General features: G+C 37.2%; 5 protein-coding genes. All 5 read left to right on the forward strand.

Translation table 11 applies throughout. The features are described from left to right. Nucleotides 1-26: 26 nt before the first annotated feature. Nucleotides 27-407, forward strand: a complete 381-nt coding sequence (locus tag AAFX28_RS07190) for a NirD/YgiW/YdeI family stress tolerance protein (protein ID WP_408686776.1) — start codon at nucleotides 27-29, stop codon at nucleotides 405-407. A gap of 74 nt (nucleotides 408-481) precedes the next feature. Beyond that, entirely contained in the window at nucleotides 482-1,123 is a 642-nt protein-coding gene (locus tag AAFX28_RS07195) for an AcfA family outer membrane beta-barrel protein (protein ID WP_408686777.1), read from the forward strand. Nucleotides 1,124-2,194: 1,071 nt separating this feature from the next. Continuing rightward, nucleotides 2,195-2,320, forward strand: coding sequence for a hypothetical protein (locus AAFX28_RS07200; protein ID WP_408686778.1), 126 nt, complete (start codon nucleotides 2,195-2,197; stop codon nucleotides 2,318-2,320). A gap of 94 nt (nucleotides 2,321-2,414) precedes the next feature. Further along, complete coding sequence (locus tag AAFX28_RS07205; protein WP_408686779.1) at nucleotides 2,415-14,573, forward strand: amino acid adenylation domain-containing protein; 12,159 nt, start codon at nucleotides 2,415-2,417, stop codon at nucleotides 14,571-14,573. Between the two features lie 9 nt (nucleotides 14,574-14,582). After that, nucleotides 14,583-20,315, forward strand: a 5,733-nt coding sequence (locus AAFX28_RS07210; RefSeq protein WP_408686780.1) for an amino acid adenylation domain-containing protein, incomplete at its 3' end; no start/stop codon positions are given.

Here is a 20,315-nt window from a genome sequence, read left to right on the forward strand (position 1 = left end):
ACTTAAATATAAACAGAGACTTAATAATGAAAACAAAACTTTTAATGACCATTTTTGCTCTTTTTGCATCAAGCAGTATCTTTGCACAAGGTTTTATCGGTAATGCTACTCAAACACAATCTGGCTTTTCAGGGCCAACACAAGGCATCTCTACAGTAAAACAAGTTCTTGACGCTGGGATCTTCAGGGACGACATGCCTGTAACATTGAAAGGCCATATCAAATCATCTCTTGGCGGAGAAATGTATCTCTTTGCTGATTCTACAGGTGAAGTTACTGTAGAAATTGACCACGAAAAGTGGTTCGGCCAGTCTGTTACACCAACAACAAACGTACAAATTATGGGTGAAATCGATAAAAACATATCAGGTGTAAAGGTTGATGTGGATGCGATAAAAGTTCTGTAAATATTTTATATGTCCACAAACGCTTCACATTAAATGATTGATAATCACGCGAGAGAACCATAGAGAATTGTTATATGAATAAAACATTACTTTCAGTACTACTAGCAGGCGTATCTTTTAGTGTAGTTTCAGCACCTTATATTGGTTTAGAATACGGTTTCGGTTCAACTAGTCATGATACACAAAGTAACTTCACATCATCTCCAGTTACACTGGAACCATCGAATGAAGAGGGCATTTTAAGTGGATTTGTAGGTTATTCATTAACGCCATCTTGGGCGATTGAATTTGGTTACAGTCAGTTTGAATTGGATGATGATCGTTCACTATTTGTGAAATATGACCCTACAACATACATAAAAACAGAAGAAGAATGGAATTCAAAAGTAAAAGCAAAGCAATTCACTCTAGCTCCTGTTTACACGTATACACTGAGTGAAAAATGGCAAGCTAAATTTAAAGCAGGCTTAACTTATACTCAGTATGATGTAAGCGCCTCTCATTACCTTGAACATGAAAATGAACTAACTGATATTGAGGCCATTACACCTAAAAGTAGTTACTCAAATACATCCAATGAAATTGGTGGTTTGGCTTCTGTAGGAATTGAATATGAAGTGTATTCACAATTAATGGTTGGAGCGAATGTTAAATACCAATTTGATAGTTTCGCTAACACGGTATCATTCAACATTGGTTCGACCTACTACTTCTAAAATCACGGATTAACCATTAAAGGGCTTGGAGTGACCAAGCCTTTTTATTTCAACTCGTTTACCAGGTAAGCCTAAGAGTTTATCTTCACCATTTTAGAGAACAGGGCATCCACAAATGGGATAGACATAATAAACCTACGATTTTACTCATCGCACTAGCTCGTCACAACTAGCTTTGTCATATCTGTAGTTATCCATGAGTTGCTAATTTAGGGAAAGCTCTGGCACGTTTTTGTCCAAAAGTTATTTAGCACACCATTATCAAAAGCTTTCTTGAAACTGGCTAGCTCAGATACCAGTAGAAGGCCGATTGTATTTGCTAGTTGTGACTAACTTGCGAATGTGTGAGCTCGAGTATGAGCTACTACACTAGGTTAGGAAAGATACGTTCGTCTCTTTCGTCGAAAGGTGCTCAGGTAAAGTCTGCGCCTTTACTGGCCATGAACCTTTGAGTTATATCATCTTTCTCATTTTGTGAGGCGTTATTCCATTTGTTTCATTGCTTTCTTACTGCCTCATGACTTTTTCAGTCCATGTCAGCTATCCAAGTTATCGCTTGGTGTACCTTCATCGGCTTTTGCGCTGTAAATCGTTTGTCTGGTATAACCATACTTTCTACTCTTGCACTTAAGTGCATTAAGGGAATTTTGTCGCCTTGGCATAACCCTTTCATTAACCCCTTATGGATCTGGTAACAGATCTGTTGGTCATATTCAGTAGCGATACCGTGCTTTAATCACTCCCACGCAATCACTAGTGTCATATATTTATCGAACATTTCTTGCTGCAAATATCCGCCTTTGACACTAGAGCGGTCATGCTAACGAATAATGCGGTCACTAACAGTTATGTCCGAGAATTTAGCCTATTTCTGTAATAGAACATATATGAATAAAGACTTCGCTGGCCAATATAATTAGGTCTTTAACTAATATGTGGTTCATCGGAAAAATGAAGCCTCAATGACACTGGCTGTCTTGGGGGGCCTGAAAAGACTCCCATCCACCGATTGACGGACTTTAGGATAGTGAATGGTACAACAATGGACATAAACATTGAGAGTTGAACTACATGACACCATCGAAAAGGCATACTGGTAACGACAGCGAGACCCTACAAATAGAGGTAAGCCGAGAGCAAAAACCTGAAGTTGCGAGCTTACAGATGAACAGTAATACAGACAAAGGTGTTGATTAATGAACAAGCGACTAATGACTACTATCTTGAAAAACGACGACACCTTCAACTACCTAGGTTTAAAATACATTTAATTCAATTAAAGAGAACGAAAATGAATAAAAATTACCCTTTGCATTGCGCTCAAGAAAATATATTTTATGATAATTTAAAAGATATTAAAAGTGATAAGTACAACATCGGTGGATATAATGTTATAGAAAAAGCGATCGAATTTGAAGTTTTTAGAAAATCTTGGGGATTGATTTGTGAAAAATTAGATTCTTTAAAGCTTTCTTTTTCTTGTGATAATAATGGTAAAGTCACACAGTTTTTTGACTGTGTTGAAAAAGAAATGGATTTTTATGACTTCTCAAAGGAGTCTGAACCTGAAAAGTATGCCATAGAATGGATGGTAAAAGAGTTTGCCATACCAATAGATATAAATAAAGGTGAGCGTTATAATATATGTCTAATTAAAATTGAAGATGAAAAGTTTTTCTTGTTTAATAAGTGTCATCACCTCTTAAATGATGGTTTTGGACTAATTAAATCTATGGAGTATCTAAATAGAGCTTATAATGATTCTATTGAAGGTAATGATTTAAGTTGGATTGATAAAATTCCTAGCTATTCTAGTTCCATTTTAAAGTCTGAAGATTTTTTATCTTCAAAGCAATATGTTAAAGCGAGAGATTATTGGTGTAATATGTTGAAAAATATATACCCTACATACCTCGATGATAATTATAGTTCGAAAGGAAGTAATGTTCATACCATTACTTTGAATGAAGATATAACGAATAAGTTAAGGCTTTTTTGTAGTGAACGTAATGTTAGCTTATTACCAATTATTATTAGTGTTTTTTCCCTTTATTATTCTAAATTTACTGGAAATGATAATGTTGTAATTAATACTCCAGTTTATGGTCGTGTTGGTAGGAAACAAATGCAAACGGTTGGTTGTTTGTCAAATAAAATACTAGTTCCTCTATCAGTAAATAAAAGTGACAGCTTTATAGATTTATTTGAACGCTGCTGCAAAACGTTAGTAAGTAGTATGAAGTATAGTCGTTACCCTCAGAGTCAATTAAGTAGGGAGCTAAATTTCATTGATGGAATACAATCTGATATTACTTTGATTTATGATAAATACGACTTCTATGATGAAAAAACCACTTCAGTACATTTAGCGCCAAATGATATGTTAGAAAAGTTAGACATTAGAGTTGTTGATTTTGTAAATAGTCCTAATTTGATATTAAGAGCACATTATAGTTTATCATGTTTTAATGGTAGTGAAATAGAGGAAATGTTATCAAGTCTAATATCTCTATTTGAGCAGATTTTAGATGGAGATGGTTTAAAGAAATACAATGAATATAAGATAGTTTCGGACTTGTGTAAGAAAACTCAGCTAGAGCAATGGGTTGGTGAAGTTAATGATGGCTATTTAAACGGCATCAATACTATTCATGGTAGATTTGAAGAGCAAGTTAAAATCACTCCAAATAATATTGCTATTAGTTTTAATGGTCAACACCTTACTTATAATCAATTAAATGAAAAATCAAACTGTTTAGCACATAAGATAAGATGCTTGTACATAGAGAAAGAAAATAGAGAAATGCCAATAGGGACAATGATATCGCTATGTTTGGAGCGAAGCCTCGAGATGATTATAGGTGTTTTAGCTATTTTAAAATCAGGGGGATGCTATGTGCCTATTGAACCTACTTTACCTGATGAGCGTATAAAATATTTAATTAGAGATTCTAACTCAATTTTTGTTTTAACTCAGGAAAAATTTTGTAGTTATCTCGATAGGATAACTTCAAAAAAAATATTAACAATAAATTCTGGAGACTTGGATAGTAATAATGAATTATTTTTAAATAATCCGAACATTGATATTAAAGGCAAGGATAGTGCATATACTATATATACATCTGGGACAACAGGTCAACCTAAAGGTGTGACTAATACTCATTCCAACTTGATAAATCGTATTTCTTGGATGAATGAAAAATACCCATTAAATAATGATAATATTATGCAGAAAACTCCTTTCTCATTTGATGTTTCAGTTTGGGAGATCATTTGGGCTAACTGGTTTGGTTCTAAAATTTCAATTTCTGCTCCCGATAGTCATAAAGAACCAAGTGAAATATACTCAGAGATCTTAAATAATCATGTGACAATATTACACTTTGTTCCTTCTATGTTGCATGCTTTTTGTCAGTTCTTAAAGATAAATGAACTTAATTTCCCTGTTAGCGTAAAGCATGTCTTTAGTAGTGGTGAAGCATTAACAGGATCTACGATTTCCTTATTTAAGAAAGTGTCTAATAACACAAGTTTACATAATTTGTACGGTCCCACTGAAGCAGCCATTGACGTTAGCTATTATAACGATTGTCAACTATTAGATAGTGGTGTGGATGCTCCAATTGGAAGGCCAATATCTAATACCAAACTTTATATCTTAGACTCAGAGCGTAACTTATTGCCTATTGGTGCTGTTGGTGAGCTTTATATTGGCGGTGCTGGTGTTGCTAAAGGGTATTTGAATAAACCAGAGTTAACAAAAGAGCGGTTTATAGATAATCCTTTTGCGACTGATTCTGATAAAGAACGTGGGTATACAAGGCTATATAAAACCGGTGATTTAGCGCGTTGGTTACCCGATGGCAATATTGAATATTTAGGACGTAATGACTTCCAAGTAAAAATACGTGGTCACCGTATTGAACTAGGAGAAATTGACAATGCCTTATCAATTATTGAAGGGGTAGAGCAAGCCGTTGTGATTGATAGAAAGGACGACACTGGTCGTAAGTACCTAGCAGCCTACTGTGTTTGTGCTTCAGACAATATGGATGAGGAAGACTTACGAATGCAATTAGCCTCTAAAGTACCAGAGTTCATGATGCCGTCTACATTCACGTTCCTTGAGTCACTCCCTCTAACGACTAATGGAAAGTTAGACCGAAGAGCATTACCTGAGCCTGATTTGATTGACTTATCAGCTTACGTAGCACCGGCAACAGAGTTAGAGACTCGTTTGTGCACCGTTTGGCAACAAGTACTTAACCTTCCGAAGGTGGGTGTATACGATCACTTTTTCCGTATCGGGGGAGATTCAATACTCAGTATCCAATTGGTGAATGCATTACGCAAAGAAGGAGAGTACCTTCAAGTTAAAGACATATTTGAATGCCCAACGGTGAAACAGTTATCTCAAAGATTACAAGAGACGTCGAGTAAAGAAATAAGTGCTGAACAAGGAGAGTTAAAGGGAACTTTTGGGCTGTTGCCTATTCAGCGTTTATTTTTTGATAAGCAACTGCCTAACCCAAACCATTTTAACCAAGCATTTACATTGACAGTGCCTAACGATTGGGAGCCAGAAGCAATTGTAACTAGCCTTAAATCGTTATCAGATCAACATGATATGTTACGAACGCACTTCAAGGTGAATGACTTAGGAGAATATGAACAAACCTATACATCAGAGTCAACACTGATAGAACTGAGCGTTGTCAACGATGAGGGGTGGGGGGATGAAGAAAGAGGTGCATATCTAACAGGCTTGCATGAGAGTTTAGATGTTGAGTCCAATCAACTTTGGCGAGTGGTTTATTTTCAAAGGCCAAACAAAGAGATTGGGGAGCTTTGTTTTATCTTCCATCATTTATTGATTGATGCGGTATCATGGCGGGTAATTTCAGACGATATGAAGTTACTTTTTGAAGGACAGCCTTTAGAGAATAAGTCGAGTAGCTATCGCCAATGGGTAGAAACATTGGATCAATACGCTTCAAAACACGACTCTCAGCGTGCATATTGGGAGTCTGTTGTTGCTCAAATGGAGCTCGGGACATACCCTCAAGTAGCGACTAATGCATCACCAACTATGCATCAGCTTACGTTCAATAAAGAGAGAACTGAGCAGTTGTTAACAGTCTCGCCCCAAGGTTATCACACTGAAGTAAATGACTTGTTGCTTAGCGGACTAGGGCTGGCATTGAAACAGGTTTTTGGTTGTGACAATCCAGGAGTAACTTTGGAAGGGCACGGTCGTGAAGGGATAGATGAGACTATAGATAGTGCAAGAACTGTCGGGTGGTTTACTACAATTTACCCTGTAATTTTGCCTCTAGGAGCAAGCGTAAGTGATACGATCATACAAGTAAAAGAGCAATTACGAGCAATACCGGATAAAGGGATTGGTTTTGGGGCTTTAATGCCAACCGAGTCCAAGCTACCAACGGTATGTTTCAATTATCTGGGTCAATTAAATGGGGTTGATGCTTCAGAGGAACTATGGTCTTTACGGGCAGAGCAAACTGGCATGTCGGTATCTTCTGAAAATCATGATGATGCTTTGCTAACGTTGAATGGCGCAGTTGTTGATGGTCAGTTAGGTTTTACCGTTTTATCTTCACTACAAGAGGAGGAGACGCAAGCTTTTATAAAGGCCTTTGAAGAAAGCTTATATGAGGTAATTGAACAGTCAGTATTACAGGCGAAGTTGGGAGGAATAAAAACAGCTAGTGATTATATAGCCAGTACATTACCTATGGAGCGATTGAAGAAACTTCAATCTTATTATGATATTGAGGAGATATATCCAGCGTCTGGTTTGCAACAAGGTTTCATCTATCATGCATTAAAAAATGGTGACGATGCGTATTGCGTTCAGTTGTTATTAGATTATGATTTTCCTCTTTGTATCGATACTTTTATTGAGTCTTGGAAATTGGCTTCACTGCGTTTCCCTGCTTTGCGAATGGCTTTCGACTGGGATGGTGTGCCATTACAAATTATCACTCAAGGAGCTTCTCTATCGGAAAAAGCGTTTACGGTGGTCGATCTTAGTAGCTTAGGCAAGGTTGAGCAAAATAGAGAAATTTCTTGCACCCAACAACAAGAGAGAGAGAAGAACTTTGATTTGAGTCAACCGGGATTAATTCGCTTTAATATTTTTAAGTTAGCGGACGATAGATTCACCGTATTGAAAACAGAACATCACAGTATCAGTGATGGCTGGAGTGGTCCAGTTTTATGGGATACAGTGCATAGTTATTATAAACAACTGATCTCAGAAGAATCAGTCACAATGATTCCGGACACAGCTTACGGTGAAGCGCAAAAGTGGCGAATCTCTCAACAAAATGAAGCGTCGACATATTGGCAATCAAAGCGTCAAACTTGGGATCAAGCTAACGACATTACGATGTTAATGAAGTCTGATGTTACGACATCAGCATTGAATGACTGTGATGCATCACAAAAAAGAAGCCTTAAAATCGATAACGATTTGTTAGAAGAGCTTAAAGCTACGTGTGCAAAGCTTGGCGTAACTCTAAATGTTGCATTACAGTTTGCGTGGCACAAATTACTAAATGTATATACGGGTGATATTCAGACTATTGTAGGAACGACAGTATCAGGTCGGGACATGCCAGTTAATGATATTGAGAATAGCGTTGGCCTGTACATCAATACGTTACCCCTTATCGTTAACTGGAAAGCAGCTGCCACTTGTGCACAGATATTGACTGATATTCAACAAAGTATTAAGGAATTGAATACTTACTCATCAGTTAATCTATTCGATCTTCAGAGTGAAGGTGAAAGTTTATTTAATAGTTTATTTGTTTTTGAAAACTACCCGAAAGTTGATGCTATATCAGATGATATTTTTATAAATCATACGCAGGAAAAAACAGATTACCCCGTTTCTCTAATCATTAATGAAGAGAGTGGGATGCTTTTATTAAACATACAATATGATAGTTCGCACTTTGACGTTGCTCAAGTGGATAAGTTACTCATTGCTATTGAAAATACTTTAAAGCAACTGAATGAGGGGCTAGAGAAGCCACATGAAGAAATAAATATTGTTTGCGAGGAAGAGCACCAATTATTAGTACATGACTGGAACCAAACAGACTTGCCATACCCAGAAAAAGAAACACTAGTGAGTTTATTTGAAGCGCAAGTAGCGGCAAGCCCAGATTCAATCGCATTAGTTTGCGATGGTAGAAACTTGACCTATCGAGCTTTGGATAACAAAGCGAATCAATTGGCGCACTATCTGCGATCGAAGTATCAAGATTTATACAATAAAGAGTTGCCTAAAGGGTCATTAATTGGTGTATATCAGGATCGCAGTTTTGAGATGATCATTAGTATTCTTGGGATCTTGAAAGCAGGAGGCGCTTACGTGCCGATCTCACCAAGCTATCCAGAAGAGCGTGTTCACTACATGGTGGAAGATACTGCTTTACAAATGATAGTGACACAATCGCACTATGTTTCTGCTTTATTGGATATGGGACTTGATACCCTAGCGCTGGTTTCGAGCGATGCTCCTGAGGTATATGAAAACTCAGTGAGCACAATTGGAGGGTATTCGACACCAGGAAGTCTTGCTTATGTAATCTATACATCGGGGACGACTGGCAAGCCAAAAGGTGTAATGATCACTAATAAAAATGTAGTTAGTTTGGTTTTCTCTCAAATAAATAAGTTCGATCTCATAGACATCGAAAAATCATTACTATTTGCTGATTATGTGTTTGATGCGTCAGTATTTGAAATGTTTGTGAGCTTACATCTGGGTCATACTTTATATTTAACTTCTAATTCTCAAAGGGAAAATATCCATTTATTAGGAGATTTTATTAAAAATAATAAGATTGAACTAGCAACATTACCTCCATCAATATTGCCAACTTTAGATTTGGATTCACTTTCATCGATAAAAAAACTTATTGTGGCCGGTGAATCACCAATAAAGTTTTTTATGGATGAGTTTTCAAAAAATAGATATTTATTTAATGCCTATGGGCCAACTGAAGCAACAGTATGTTCGAGTGCTCATACTTATACTAATAATTCTTTAGCTAATAATATTGGTAATAATTTGGGTAATACCAGACTTTATATCTTAGACTCAGAGCGTAACTTATTGCCTATTGGTGCTGTTGGTGAGCTTTATATTGGCGGTGCTGGTGTTGCTAAAGGGTATTTGAATAAACCAGAGTTAACAAAAGAGCGGTTTATAGATAATCCTTTTGCGACTGATTCTGATAAAGAACGTGGGTATACAAGGTTATATAAAACCGGTGATTTAGCGCGTTGGTTACCCGATGGCAATATTGAATATTTAGGACGTAATGACTTCCAAGTAAAAATACGTGGTCACCGTATTGAACTAGGAGAAATTGACAATGCCTTATCAATTATTGAAGGGGTAGAGCAAGCCGTTGTGATTGATAGAAAGGACGACACTGGTCGTAAGTACCTAGCAGCCTACTGTGTTTGTGCTTCAGACAATATGGATGAGGAAGACTTACGAATGCAATTAGCCTCTAAAGTACCAGAGTTCATGATGCCGTCTACATTCACGTTCCTTGAGTCACTCCCTCTAACGATTAATGGAAAGTTAGACCGAAGAGCATTACCTGAGCCTGATTTGATTGACTTATCAGCTTACGTAGCACCGGCAACAGAGTTAGAGACTCGTTTGTGCACCGTTTGGCAACAAGTACTTAACCTTCCGAAGGTGGGTGTATACGATCACTTTTTCCGTATCGGGGGAGATTCAATACTCAGTATCCAATTGGTGAATGCATTACGCAAAGAAGGAGAGTACCTTCAAGTTAAAGACATATTTGAATGCCCAACGGTGAAACAGTTAGCTCAAAGATTACAAGAGACGTCGAGTAAAGAAATAAGTGCTGAACAAGGAGAGTTAAAGGGAACTTTTGGGCTGTTGCCTATTCAGCGTTTATTTTTTGATAAGCAACTGCCTAACCCAAACCACTTTAACCAAGCATTTACATTGACAGTGCCTAACGATTGGGAGCCAGAAGCAATTATAACTAGCCTTAAATCGTTATCAGATCAACATGATATGTTACGAACGCACTTCAAGGTGAATGACTTAGGAGAATATGAACAAACCTATACATCAGAGTCAACACTGATAGAACTGAGCGTTGTCAACGATGAGGGGTGGGGGGATGAAGAAAGAGGTGCATATCTAACGGGCTTGCATGAGAGTTTAGATGTTGAGTCCAATCAACTTTGGCGAGTGGTTTATTTTCAAAGGCCAAACAAAGAGATTGGGGAGCTTTGTTTTATCTTCCATCATTTATTGATTGATGCGGTATCATGGCGGGTAATTTCAGACGATATGAAGTTACTTTTTGAAGGACAGCCTTTAGAGAATAAGTCGAGTAGCTATCGCCAATGGGTAGAAACATTGGATCAATACGCTTCAAAACACGACTCTCAGCGTGCATATTGGGAGTCTGTTGTTGCTCAAATGGAGCTCGGGACATACCCTCAAGTAGCGACTAATGCATCACCAACTATGCATCAGCTTACGTTCAATAAAGAGAGAACTGAGCAGTTGTTAACAGTCTCGCCCCAAGGTTATCACACTGAAGTAAATGACTTGTTGCTTAGCGGACTAGGGCTGGCATTGAAACAGGTTTTTGGTTGTGACAATCCAGGAGTAACTTTGGAAGGGCACGGTCGTGAAGGGATAGATGAGACTATAGATAGTGCAAGAACTGTCGGGTGGTTTACTACAATTTACCCTGTAATTTTGCCTCTAGGAGCAAGCGTAAGTGATACGATCATACAAGTAAAAGAGCAATTGCGAGCAATACCGGATAAAGGGATTGGTTTTGGGGCTTTAATGCCAACCGAGTCCAAGCTACCAACGGTATGTTTCAATTATCTGGGTCAATTAAATGGGGTTGATGCTTCAGAGGAACTATGGTCTTTACGGGCAGAGCAAACTGGCATGTCGGTACCTTCTGAAAATCATGATGATGCTTTGCTAACGTTGAATGGCGCAGTTGTTGATGGTCAGTTAGGTTTTACCGTTTTATCTTCACTACAAGAGGAGGAGACGCAAGCTTTTATAAAGGCCTTTGAAGAAAGCTTATATGAGGTAATTGAACAGTCAGTATTACAGGCGAAGTTGGGAGGAATAAAAACAGCTAGTGATTATATAGCCAGTACATTACCTATGGAGCGATTGAAGAAACTTCAATCTTATTATGATATTGAGGAGATATATCCAGCGTCTGGTTTGCAACAAGGTTTCATCTATCATGCATTAAAAAATGGTGACGATGCGTATTGCGTTCAGTTGTTATTAGATTATGATTTTCCTCTTTGTATCGATACTTTTATTGAGTCTTGGAAATTGGCTTCACTGCGTTTCCCTGCTTTGCGAATGGCTTTCGACTGGGATGGTGTGCCATTACAAATTATCACTCAAGGAGCTTCTCTATCGGAAAAAGCGTTTACGGTGGTCGATCTTAGTAGCTTAGGCAAGGTTGAGCAAAATAGAGAAATTTCTTGCACCCAACAACAAGAGAGAGAGAAGAACTTTGATTTGAGTCAACCGGGATTAATTCGCTTTAATATTTTTAAGTTAGCGGACGATAGATTCACCGTATTGAAAACAGAACATCACAGTATCAGTGATGGCTGGAGTGGTCCAGTTTTATGGGATACAGTGCATAGTTATTATAAACAACTGATCTCAGAAGAATCAGTCACAATGATTCCGGACACAGCTTACGGTGAAGCGCAAAAGTGGCGAATCTCTCAACAAAATGAAGCGTCGACATATTGGCAATCAAAGCGTCAAACTTGGGACCAAGCTAACGACATTACGATGTTAATGAAGTCTGATGTTACGACATCAGCATTGAATGACTGTGATGCATCACAAAAAAGAAGCCTTAAAATCGATAACGATTTGTTAGAAGAGCTTAAAGCTACGTGTGCAAAGCTTGGCGTAACTCTAAATGTTGCATTACAGTTTGCGTGGCACAAATTACTAAATGTATATACGGGTGATATTCAGACTATTGTAGGAACGACAGTATCAGGTCGGGACATGCCAGTTAATGATATTGAGAATAGCGTTGGCCTGTACATCAATACGTTACCCCTTATCGTTAACTGGAAAGCAGCTGCCACTTGTGCACAGATATTGACTGATATTCAACAAAGTATTAAGGAATTGAATACTTACTCATCAGTTAATCTATTCGATCTTCAGAGTGAAGGTGAAAGTTTATTTAATAGTTTATTTGTTTTTGAAAACTACCCGAAAGTTGATGCTATATCAGATGATATTTTTATAAATCATACGCAGGAAAAAACAGATTACCCCGTTTCTCTAATCATTAATGAAGAGAGTGGGATGCTTTTATTAAACATACAATATGATAGTTCGCACTTTGACGTTACTCAAGTGGATAAGTTACTCATTGCTATTGAAAATACTTTAAAGCAACTGAATGAGGGGCTAGAGAAGCCACATGAAGAAATAAATATTGTTTGCGAGGAAGAGCACCAATTATTAGTACATGACTGGAACCAAACAGACTTGCCATACCCAGAAAAAGAAACACTAGTGAGTTTATTTGAAGCGCAAGTAGCGGCAAGCCCAGATTCAATCGCATTAGTTTGCGATGGTAGAAACTTGACCTATCGAGCTTTGGATAACAAAGCGAATCAATTGGCGCACTATCTGCGATCGAAGTATCAAGATTTATACAATAAAGAGTTGCCTAAAGGGTCATTAATTGGTGTATATCAGGATCGCAGTTTTGAGATGATCATTAGTATTCTTGGGATCTTGAAAGCAGGAGGCGCTTACGTACCGATCTCACCAAGCTATCCAGAAGAGCGTGTTCACTACATGGTGGAAGATACTGCTTTACAAATGATAGTGACACAATCGCACTATGTTTCTGCTTTATTGGATATGGGACTTGATACCCTAGCGCTGGTTTCGAGCGATGCTCCTGAGGTATATGAAAACTCAGTCAGCACAATTGGAGGGTATTCGACACCAGAGAGCCTCGCTTATGTAATTTATACATCGGGGACGACTGGCAAGCCAAAAGGTGTAATGACTCCTCACCGTGGAGTGGTATCTTTAGTGTGTGACACGGATTTTATTGATATTACCGAACATGATGTTTTTTTACAGCTATCTAGCCCAGATTTTGATGCTGCGACCTTTGAAATATGGGGGAGTTTACTTAATGGGGCTAAATTAGTGCTATTTGGTTCAGATAAACCGACAGACGTGAATCACATCGATGTTTTGTTAAAAGAAAATGATGTTTCTATTCTTTGGCTAACTCGAGCTCTTTTCGATAGTTTATATACTCAAAACAACAATTTATTTAAAAACTTACAATATCTCTTGGTTGGAGGGGAAGCGCTTACTCCTCATATAATAAATAAGTTAGTAAATAGTGAAGCTCGACCTAAGCATATTCTCAATGGTTATGGTCCAACTGAAGGCACTACATTTACAACGATTTTTGAATGCGAAGGTAGCCACGATAATTATCCAATAGGAAAGGCTATTAATACTAGAAAATTATACGTATTAAACGCTGATAGGAATTTGGTTCCTAAGGGAGCAATTGGTGAGCTCTATATTGGTGGCGCAGGTGTTGCTAAAGGGTATTTAAACAAACAGGCTTTAACCGAAGAACGTTTTTTATTGAATCCATTTGCTTCGAAAGACGATATTTCTAAAGGATACACGCATTTTTACAAAACAGGGGATTTAGTTCGTTGGAGTGATGAGGGATTACTAGAATATTATGGAAGAAATGATAGTCAAGTTAAAATTAGAGGATATCGTATAGAGTTATCTGAAATAGAAAACGTATTAAATGAGATGGAATTTATTTCGCAGTCAACGGTAATCTGTCAACAACATAATAATAACCAATATTTGGTCGCTTATGTTATAAGACACGATAATTCAGAGTTTGTGCTTGAATGTGATTCCTTGAGAAGCGAACTATTAAAATCCTTACCAGAATATATGGTACCTACGATATTTAAAGAATTAGATAATTTCCCACTGACTGTAAATGGCAAGCTAGACCGTAACGCATTACCATATGTAGAGCTGTCTAATATTAATAATTATGTTGCGCCAACAACAAAGACTGAAATCGCACTATGTGAAGTTTGGCAAGACATTCTAGAGTTAGAACGTGTTGGCATAACGGATAACTTTTTTAGAATCGGTGGTAACTCAATACTTTCATTACATGTCATTGGAGAAATCAATAAAATATTCAATGTTAATATAGATATACCTACATTATATGAAAATTTAACAATTGAAGAGTTAAGTTCATTTATTGATAACATAAAAAACGAAAACAATCATGATAATGTAGTAATTAGCATATAAGGAGTTGAAATGAAATTTTCTGATTTTTATGATCTTTTTAATTTATTGAAGATTGAAAAATACGCAATGTGGTTGGATGGTGAAGATTTAAGACTATCGTTTCCTGATGGAAAGAGATCTAACGATATCATTAGTTCCCTTAAAAGAAATAAATCTTCGATCATGGGTTTTCTAGAATTAAATAAAATATATTCTCACCAAGATTTTGATAATGTAAATATTTTGTCTCGTGGTTCTAATGATGATTTTAATATCTCTTTTGCCCAGGAAAGAATGTTGTTTATGCAAGAGATTCAATCAAATGCTGACGCATATCATATTCCATATTTGGTTGAGTTGAATAAAGAAACTGATGACCAAATATTACTAGATTCGATAAACAAAGTTGCTGAACGCCACCCTGTCCTTAACAGTATATACGTTGAGAATTCAGAAGGCGAAACCCGTAATATAAAGAGAAATAGTCATCTTACGTATGTGTATAGTAAAGTAGAGACATATGATAAGTTGTTAACAGAGGTATCTAACAACATTCATATGCCTTTTCAGCTCAACGAGGAGGCTCCTTTAAGGTTGTGTCGATATGATCTAAAAGACAATAGATACTTATTAATAATGCCACACCATATTGCGTTTGATGGTTGGTCTACTTCTTTGTTTTTTAATGAGGTTTCATGTCTCTATTTCGAAATTTCGCAGGGAGTTCCTGCAGAATTGCCAGATTTATCTATTTCCTATGGTGATTACGCAGAATGGCAACGTGATTGTGTAACGAGTGATACTTCACAAAATCAATTAGATTATTGGATTGGACAGTTAAATAATGTGGAAAATTTAACACTACCAACAACGTTTCCCAGAACGAACGAAACAAGCTATCAAGGAATGAACTATGATATAGAGTTGAATTCAGAACTCTCAGAACGATTAAGGAGTATCGCCCGTGAAAATGAAACGACATTATATACTGTAATGTTGAGTGCTTTCTTTTTCATGCTTCAACGGCTGACTAACCAACAAGACATTGTTATCGGAACTCCGTCAGACAACCGCCACCATACGCAAACACAAGCGTTAATTGGCTTTTTCGTAAATTCTTTGGCTCTACGTATTGATGTCGATCAAAATTTAACCATAAATAACTTAATCAAGCGAGTACATGAATGTGTTGTATCTGCTAAGTCACATCAAGATATTCCCTTTGAGAATATTTTATCTGAACTAACTATAGAGCGTGACTTATCAAGGCATCCTATTTTTCAGGTTATGTTTAGTGTGCAAAGCTTTTCTACCCACAGTGTTTGTTCTAACGAATTGTTCAGCTCAGTTGGTCTCGAAAAGGAGCTTTATCAACCAGCTAAGTATGACCTAAGTCTATTCGTAGACGATGGTGAAAGTGCGTTAAAGCTTCAATGGAACTACGCTAGAAGTTTGTACGATGAATCTACTATTGCTTCGTATGCCGAGCTCTATATGTTGGTACTAGGATACTTTGCGAAAGGACAAGAATGTAATTTAAAAGATATAGAAGCTATCACCGATAAAGATCGTGAGTTGCTATTGCATGATTGGAACCAAACAGACTCGCCATACCCAGAAAAAGAAACACTGGTGAGTTTATTTGAAGTACAAGTGGCAACAAACCCAGATTCAATCGCATTAGTTTGCGATGGTAGAAACTTGACCTATCGAGCTTTGGATAACAAAGCGAATCAATTGGCGCACTATCTGCGATCGAAGTATCAAGATTTACACAATAAAGAGTTGCCTAAAGAGTCATTAATTGGTGTATATCAGGATCGCAGTTTTGAGATGATCATTAGTATTCTTGGGATCTTGAAAGCAGGAGGCGCTTACGTACCGATCTCACCAAGCTACCCAGAAGAGCGTGTTCACTACATGGTGGAAGATACTGCTTTACAAATGATAGTGACACAATCGCACTATGTTTCTGCTTTATTGGATATGGGACTTGATACCCTAGCGTTGGTTTCGAGCGATGCTCCTGAGGTATATGAAAACTCAGTGAGCACAATTGGAGGGTATTCGACACCAGAAAGTCTCGCTTATGTAATTTATACATCGGGGACGACTGGCAAGCCAAAAGGTGTAATGACTCCTCACCGTGGAGTGGTATCTTTAGTGTGTGACACGGATTTTATTGATATTACCGAACATGATGTTTTTTTACAGCTATCTAGCCCAGACTTTGATGCTGCGACCTTTGAAATATGGGGGAGTTTACTTAATGGGGCTAAATTAGTGCTATTTGGTTCAGATAAACTGACAGACGTGAATCACATCGATGTCTTGTTAAAAGAAAATGATGTTTCTATTCTTTGGCTGACTCGAGCTCTTTTCGATAGTTTATATACTCAAAACAACAATTTATTTAAAAACTTACAATATCTCTTGGTGGGAGGGGAAGCGCTTACTCCTCATCTAGTAAATAAGTTAGTAAATAGTGAAGCTCGACCTAAGCATATTCTCAATGGTTATGGTCCAACTGAAGGCACTACATTTACAACGATTTTTGAATGCGAAGGTAGCCACGATAACTATCCAATAGGAAAGGCTATTAATACTAGAAAATTATACGTATTAAACGCTGATAGGAATTTGGTTCCTAAGGGAGCAATTGGTGAACTCTATATTGGTGGCGCAGGTGTTGCTAAAGGGTATTTAAACAAACAGGCTTTAACCGAAGAACGTTTTTTATTGAATCCATTTGCTACGAAAGACGATGTTTCTAAAGGATACACGCATTTTTACAAAACAGGGGATTTAGTTCGTTGGAGAGATAAAGGCTTATTGGAATATTGTGGAAGAAATGATAGTCAAGTCAAAATTAGAGGATATCGTATAGAGTTATCTGAAATAGAAAGTGTATTAAATGAGATGGAATTTATTTCGCAGTCAACGGTAATCTGTCAACAACATAATAATAACCAATATTTGGTCGCTTATGTTATAAGACACGATAATTCAGAGTTTGTGCTTGAATGTGATGCCTTGAGAAGCGAACTATTAAAATCCTTACCAGAATATATGGTACCTACGATATTTAAAGAATTAGATAATTTCCCACTGACCGTAAATGGCAAGCTAGATCGTAACGCATTACCATATGTAGAGCTGTTGAATATTAATAATTATGTTGCGCCAACAACAAAGACTGAAATCGCACTATGTGAAGTTTGGCAAGACATTCTAGAGTTAGAACGTGTCGGTATAACGGATAACTTTTTTAGAGTTGGCGGTAATTCAATAAAAGCAATGGAACTGATTGGAAAAATCAATTCTACTCTTGGAATTTCGATACCTTTAGCTAAGTTTTTTGATAATCCGAATATATTAGGAATACTTGATGGTGTATCTGATTATCAAGATACAGTTATTCCAAATAATGTGGATAAGGAATCTTATAAAGTATCTTACTCTCAAGAAAGAATGTTGTTTATGCAAGAGATTCAATCAAATGCTGACGCATATCATATTCCATATTTGGTTGAGTTGAATAAAGAAACTGATGACCAAATATTACTAGATTCGATAAACAAAGTTGCTGAACGCCACCCTGTCCTTAACAGTATATACGTTGAGAATTCAGAAGGCGAAACCCGTAATATAAAGAGAAATAGTCATCTTACGTATGTGTATAGTAAAGTAGAGACATATGATAAGTTGTTAACAGAGGTATCTAACAACATTCATATGCCTTTTCAGCTCAACGAGGAGGCTCCTTTAAGGTTGTGTCGATATGATCTAAAAGACAATAGATACTTATTAATAATGCCACACCATATTGCGTTTGATGGTTGGTCTACTTCTTTGTTTTTTAATGAGGTTTCGTGTCTCTATTTCGAAACTTCGCAGGGAGTTCCTGCAGAATTGCCTGATTTATCTATTTCCTATGGTGATTACGCAGAATGGCAACGTGATTATGTAACGAGTGATACTTCACAAAATCAATTAGATTATTGGATTGGACAGTTAAATAATGTGGAAAATTTAACACTACCAACAACGTTTCCCAGAACGAACGAAACAAGCTATCAAGGAATGAACTATGATATAGAGTTGAATTCAGAACTCTCAGAACGATTAAGGAGTATCGCCCGTGAAAATGAAACGACATTATATACTGTAATGTTGAGTGCTTTCTTTTTCATGCTTCAACGGCTGACTAACCAACAAGACATTGTTATCGGAACTCCGTCAGACAACCGCCACCATACGCAAACACAAGCGTTAATTGGCTTTTTCGTAAATTCTTTGGCTCTACGTATTGATGTCGATCAAAATTTAACCATAAATAACTTAATCAAGCGAGTACATGAATGTGTTGTATCTGCTAAGTCACATCAAGATATTCCCTTTGAGAATATTTTATCTGAACTAACTATAGAGCGTGACTTATCAAGGCATCCTATTTTTCAGGTTATGTTTAGTGTGCAAAGCTTTTCTACCCACAGTGTTTGTTCTAACGGATTGTTCAGCTCAGTTGGTCTCGAAAAGGAGCTTTATCAACCAGCTAAGTATGACCTAAGTCTATTCGTAGACGATGGTGAAAGTGCGTTAAAGCTTCAGTGGAACTACGCTAGAAGTTTGTACGATGAATCTACTATTGCTTCGTATGCCGAGCTCTATATGTTGGTACTAGGATACTTTGCGAAAGGACAAGAATGTAATTTAAAAGATATAGAAGCTATCACCGATAAAGATCGTGAGTTGCTATTGCATGATTGGAACCAAACAGACTCGCCATACCCAGAAAAAGAAACACTGGTGAGTTTATTTGAAGTACAAGTGGCAACAAACCCAGATTCAATCGCATTAGTTTGCGATGGTAGAAACTTGACCTATCGAGCTTTGGATAACAAAGCGAATCAATTGGCGCACTATCTGCGATCGAAGTATCAAGATTTATACAATAAAGAGTTGCCTAAAGAGTCATTAATTGGTGTATATCAGGATCGCAGTTTTGAGATGATCATTAGTATTCTTGGGATCTTGAAAGCAGGAGGCGCTTACGTACCGATCTCACCAAGCTACCCAGAAGAGCGTGTTCACTACATGGTGGAAGATACTGCTTTACAAATGATAGTGACACAATCGCACTATGTTTCTGCTTTATTGGATATGGGACTTGATACCCTAGCGCTGGTTTCGAGCGATGCTCCTGAGGTATATGAAAACTCAGTGAGCACAATTGGAGGGTATTCGACACCAGAAAGCCTCGCTTATGTAATTTATACATCGGGGACGACTGGCAAACCGAAAGGTGTGATGATTAGACATCAAAGTGTGGTTAACTATCATCACTCTCTAAGTAATCATTTACCAAATGGATTGGGTATAACTGATTTTTCCACAAATATTTGTTTTGATTTGTCACTTACTACAAGTTTATGCCCATTATTATCAGGCGGGGTTGTGTGTGTCTACTCCGGAGAGATAGAAGATATTACGGAGTATCAACGACATTTAGTTGAGAATAAAATTGAAACTATAAAAATGGCACCAAGTATGGCCTCTACTATGCTGCTTGATTTTAAAGAAAGTATAGCGCAAATAATTGTTGGGGGAGAGAAGCTTGAGATGCATCATATAAACACGATTTCAGGTGCAACAAATACAATTATTGATGAATTCGGGCCTACAGAAACTACAGTTGGCTCTTTGTATTCTCTAGTATTCGATAATAAATTTAAAGGAATAGGGAAATCGTATACTAATACT

Origin of the sequence: Vibrio sp. TBV020 (genome assembly GCF_046056895.1) — a bacterium.
In the GTDB taxonomy this organism is placed as follows: domain Bacteria; phylum Pseudomonadota; class Gammaproteobacteria; order Enterobacterales; family Vibrionaceae; genus Vibrio.